Below are 5,259 nucleotides of genomic sequence, written 5' to 3'. Positions count from 1 at the left end.
GATTATAGTTTTTCTGTAATGAGATTTCGTATTTTGGTTTCATTTGGTCCTGTTAATTAGTGGTACAAAATTAAACTTCTTAAAAGCTTTCATTTACGGGAATCCGTAAATCACTAAATTAATTAGCAAAATTTTTTACCTGTACGATTATTATTGTGGTTGTTTGCTTAGAGAATTGAAATGATACTTTAATCAAATTTCATTTCATAATCTTTCGGATCAAAAGTAAAGAATAGAGAAACCTGAAAACAGGGTATAAATACGGTATTTTTGTAGAGTTTAATTTAGGTCTTTTATTTTATAAACTTTTTATAATAGCAAAACCCTCTTTTAGAGGGTTTTATGCGATTTGTTTTGCTAAAAAAACAAGATAAAATTTTATACAGCTCTCATTCCGGTTGCAATTCCAATTCTGTTCCATGCATTGATGGTAATAATCATCATTATGATTTCAGCAAGAGATTTTTCATCATAATATTTCGCTGCATTTTCATAAGTTTCTTCAGAAACATGGTTGCTAATTAGAGTTACTTCTTCAGTTAAGGCCAAAACAGCTTTTTCTTCATCTGTATATACATCAGCTTCTCGCCAGGCACTTAATAAATAAATACGTTGTTCTGTAACACCTAATTTACGTGCGTCTCCAGTATGCATATTAATACAATAGGCACAGCCATTTACTTGTGAAGCTCTGATTTTAATTAGTTCTTTTAAAACAGGGGTAATAGATGTTGTAGCAATATATTTCTCTAAACCTAACATGGCCTGATACGCTTCTGGTGCTACTTTCGGAATAACAATTCTTGGTTTCATTTTATTTATCTTTTAAAGTTTGATACAAAGTTCTTCTATATCTGCTTTAAAAAACTTGAACTACTTCAAGAAATGAAGTTTATACTTTTCCTGCTCTGATTTTACTCATAAACTCAGCAGAAAAATCTAAATAGGAGGCAAGCATATATTGTGGTACCCGCTGTACAAATTCAGGAAACAGATTGTTCATATGATGATATCGTTCTTCTGCCGACATTGTAAATAAGAACTTGATACGCATTTGGGCAGCTCCAAATGATTTTTGAGAAACGATTCTAAAATACCGCTCAAGTTTCGGGACCTCAAGTAATATAGATTCAAGAGCTGATTTCTCTATAGCAATTACTTCTGAGTTTTCTACTGCCTGTATATAAAAGTGCGAAGGAATATGATTATGATAACTTAAATAATCTGTTATCCACCAGTTTTCAATACCAAATTGCAGTGTTTGTTCTGTTCCTTTAGAATTGATAATATATTGTCTCATGCAGCCTTTTCTAATAAAATATAAAGTATTGCAAATCTGTCCTTCCTGCAGGACAAGCTCTTTCTTTTTTATTGTAAGTATAGAAAGACACGACTCAAGTGTCTCAATTTCTGAGGGCTCTAACTTTATTATTTTTTCTATATGATCAAAAAGTGCTTTATACATCGTTTAATTTACCAAATATACAAATGTACCTTTTATAATTAATTTCTAAAAGCCTGATTTTAGAAACTGCTGTAAAAGCAAAAAACCATTCGCCGAGGCGAATGGTTTTTCTATGATAAGTAAGTAATCTAAATTGAGTTTATAAAACGTTTATTTTACTTTGTTAAGTATTGCTTTGAAAGCTTCCGGGTGGTTCATAGCTAAATCTGCAAGAACTTTACGGTTCAATTCGATTCCGTTTGCTTTAACTTTCCCCATGAATTGAGAATAAGAGATTCCTTCCAATCTAGCTCCAGCGTTGATACGTTGAATCCATAATGCACGGAAATTTCTTTTGTTTTGTTTTCTATCGCGGTAAGCGTAGCACATTGCTTTCTCTACTGCATTCTTAGCAACTGTCCAAACGTTTTTACGTCTACCAAAGAAACCTTTGGCTTGCTTCATTATTTTTTTTCTTCTTGCTCTTTTAGCAACTGAATTTACCGATCTTGGCATAATTTTAATGTGTTTTTGTAGCAGGCGTCCTGAATTGAATCAAAGGAACTTCAAAGCCATACTCCAAGGTTATATAAATAATTTTTTAACCTAAAGAATTATTAGATAATTCTTAATTGTTGTTTGATGCTTTTCATATCTGTTGAGTGAACTAGCGCTGAGTGTGTCAAAGCTAATTTACGTTTTTTAGATTTTTTAGTCAAGATGTGACTTTTAAAAGCATGCTTTCTTTTAATCTTTCCAGAGCCAGTAACTTTAAAACGTTTCTTAGCGCTAGATTTTGTTTTCATTTTAGGCATTTTTCCTAGTGTTTTAATTTATTCTTACTTACTTATATCTTAGTCTGAAAGTTTAAAAGGCTAAAGTTTGAAAGTCTGTTCTGACTTTCGGTTTTATGACTTTTGGCTTTACGACTTATTTCTTTTTCTTCGGAGCAATGAACATAATCATTCTCTTTCCTTCCAAAACTGGCATCGCTTCCACTTTACCGTGTTCTTCTAAATCTGTAGCCAAACGTAATAATAAAATCTGACCCTGATCCTTATAGATGATAGAACGACCTTTGAAGAAAACGAAAGCTTTTAATTTTGCACCTTCTTTAAGGAACTTTTCAGCATTTTTTCTTTTAAATTCATAATCGTGCTCGTCAGTCTGAGGACCAAACCTAATTTCTTTTACTACAACCTGAGACGATTTAGCTTTTAATACCTTATCACGTTTCTTTTGTTCGTAAACAAATTTCTTGTAATCCATGATTTTACAAACCGGCGGCTCAGCATTTGGCGAAATCTCAACTAGATCTAATTCAAATTGATCAGCTAAACGTAATGCGTCTGCTAGTTTAAATACACCAGGTTCGATGTTTTCACCTACTAGTCTTACTTCTTGTACACCACGAATATTGTTATTTATTCTGTGTGCATCTTTTTTTTCTACGCGAGGTTGAAAACCTCTGTTGCTTCTTATTGCTATGACTTTATAATTTAAGTTAAACTGTAAAAACTTTTAATGTTTTGTTTATTTCTTCGTTTACAATTCTGACAAATTCGTCTATTGTAACTGTAATATTCCCTTTTCCTTCCTGTCCGTGACGACGAATAGAAATTGTGTTGTTTTTCTCTTCTTCCTCACCTACAATCAGCATAAATGGTATTTTCTGCATTTCTGCATCTCTAATTTTTTTACCAATTGTCTCGTTTCGGTTATCAATTAGGGCGCGAATTTCGTGATTTTCTAGCAAATCTAAAACTTTTTTAGCATATATTTCGTATTTCTCGCTCAAAGACAAGATTATAGCTTGCTCAGGCATTAGCCAAAGTGGGAAATTTCCAGCCGTATGTTCCAATAAAATCGCAATAAAACGCTCCATAGAACCAAAAGGAGCTCTGTGAATCATTACAGGTCTGTGTAATTCGTTATCAGCACCTTTGTAAGTCAATTCAAAACGCTCAGGAAGATTATAATCCACCTGAATAGTTCCTAACTGCCATTGTCTGCCTAAAGCATCTTTTACCATGAAGTCAAGCTTTGGCCCATAAAAAGCAGCTTCGCCATATTCTACTACAGTATTCAATCCTTTGTCTTTTGCAGCATTGATAATCGCGTTTTCAGCTTTCTCCCAGTTTTCGTCAGATCCAATATACTTTTCTCTGTTTTCCTGATCTCTTAACGAAATTTGAGCAGTAAAGTTTTCAAAACCTAAAGAACCGAACACATATAGTACAAGGTCAATAACTTTTTTAAACTCTTCATCCAATTGTTCCGGAGTACAGAAAATATGCGCATCATCCTGAGTAAAACCTCTTACACGCGTTAAACCATGCAGCTCACCAGATTGCTCATATCTATATACAGTACCAAATTCAGCATAACGTTTTGGTAAATCCTTATAGGACCAGGGTCTCACATTGTAAATTTCACAGTGGTGAGGACAGTTCATTGGTTTCAGTAAAAACTCTTCACCTTCAGCAGGAGTATTTATTGGCTGAAAACTGTCTGCACCGTATTTTGCATAGTGACCAGAAGTAACATAAAGCTCTTTCTGACCAATATGAGGAGTAACTACTTGCTCATATCCGGCCTTCTTTTGGGCTCTTTTCAAAAATTGCTCTAAACGATCTCTAAGTGCAGCACCTTTTGGTAGCCATAAAGGCAAACCTTGCCCAACTTTCTGAGAAAAAGCAAACAATTCAAGCTCTTTACCAAGTTTACGGTGATCACGACGTTTAGCCTCTTCAAGAAGTTCAAGATATTCAGTTAAGTCTTTTTGTTTTGGAAAAGAAGTTCCGTAAACACGAGTTAGCTGTTTATTCTTTTCATCACCTCTCCAGTAAGCACCGGCAACACTCATGATTTTAAAAGCTTTGATTATTCCGGTATTAGGAATATGGCCTCCACGACATAAATCAGTAAAAGTAGCGTGATCGCAAAATGTAATAGTTCCGTCTTCAAGATTCGAAATCAATTCAGTCTTGTAAACGTTGTCTTTGTACATTGCTAAAGCATCAGCCTTGCTAACCGGACGCATTTTAAATTCATGTTTCTCTCTTGAGATTTCAAGAACACGATCTTCAATCTTTTTAAAATCAGCTTCAACAATTTTCTGATCTTCAAAATCAACATCATAATAAAACCCATTAGCAATTGCAGGTCCAAGAGTTAATTTAATTCCAGGGTACAATTCCTCAAGAGCCTGTGCCATTACGTGCGAAGTCGAATGCCAGAAAGCCTTTTTGCCTTCAGCATCATTCCAAGTATATAAAATAAGATTACCGTCGGTCGTTAATGGAGTTTCGGTTTCAATAGTTGTACCATTAAAAGATGCAGAAATAACATTTCTTGCAAAACCTTCGCTAATGTTTTTAGCGACCTCCATTGGAGTTACGCCTTGAGCGAACTCTCTAATTGACCCATCGGGTAAAGTAATCTTGATCATTGTTTATAATTTTGTGAATGCAAATATACATGATTACAAAAATACATACAATATATATATGTAGAAGATTGCTTTATTATATCAGTACTGAAAATGATACTGTGTAATAAGAGTAGATTTTGCTTTCATTACCCGTCAGGTTTTCAAAACCTGGCGGGTTTTGTTTTTTCTATACATATATATAAGGAGAGAATTATACTTAATTATATGTAAGCAGCTTTTTTGTCAGGCTGAGCGTCCCGAGGCTTGAGGAGAAGCCCTTTTGTTTGGAATTTGTTTTTTGATCAGGAGCTTGATCCCGCTATGCGCTTCAATCTTTTTGCGGCGAACCCCGCCACAAAAAGGATTTCCGCTTCTATCGGGG

The 5,259-nt window shown here is 34.3% G+C and carries 6 protein-coding genes; all 6 read right to left on the bottom strand.

Translation table 11 applies throughout. The features are described from left to right. Positions 1–378: 378 nt before the first annotated feature. A complete protein-coding gene (locus DCO46_RS22170; protein ID WP_116754641.1) occupies positions 379–813 on the bottom strand; it encodes a carboxymuconolactone decarboxylase family protein in 435 nt (144 codons plus the stop codon). Positions 814–892: 79 nt separating this feature from the next. Next, positions 893–1,465 (bottom strand): Crp/Fnr family transcriptional regulator, encoded by a 573-nt coding sequence (locus tag DCO46_RS22165; protein ID WP_116754640.1) that lies wholly within the window; start codon positions 1,463–1,465, stop codon positions 893–895. 150 nt (positions 1,466–1,615) lie between these two features. Next, the gene (rplT, locus tag DCO46_RS22160; protein ID WP_047773802.1) at positions 1,616–1,960 is read right to left on the bottom strand and encodes a 50S ribosomal protein L20; all 345 of its coding nucleotides are present in this window, start codon (positions 1,958–1,960) and stop codon (positions 1,616–1,618) included. A 101-nt stretch (positions 1,961–2,061) separates the two neighbouring features. After that, on the bottom strand, positions 2,062–2,259 hold the full coding sequence (gene rpmI / locus DCO46_RS22155) for a 50S ribosomal protein L35 (RefSeq protein WP_007810722.1): 198 nt from the start codon (positions 2,257–2,259) through the stop codon (positions 2,062–2,064). Between the two features lie 115 nt (positions 2,260–2,374). Beyond that, positions 2,375–2,926: a translation initiation factor IF-3 gene (gene infC, locus DCO46_RS22150; RefSeq protein ID WP_110348982.1), complete on the bottom strand. Its 552-nt coding sequence runs from the start codon at positions 2,924–2,926 to the stop codon at positions 2,375–2,377. Between the two features lie 22 nt (positions 2,927–2,948). Continuing rightward, positions 2,949–4,895 carry a threonine--tRNA ligase gene (thrS, locus tag DCO46_RS22145; protein WP_116754639.1) on the bottom strand — a complete coding sequence of 649 codons (1,947 nt, stop codon included), beginning with the start codon at positions 4,893–4,895 and terminating at the stop codon, positions 2,949–2,951. Positions 4,896–5,259 lie beyond the last annotated feature (364 nt).

Source organism: Flavobacterium sp. HTF (assembly GCF_003105115.1).
In the GTDB taxonomy this organism is placed as follows: Bacteria; Bacteroidota; Bacteroidia; order Flavobacteriales; family Flavobacteriaceae; genus Flavobacterium.
This window is presented reverse-complemented; position numbering and strand designations above follow the sequence as displayed.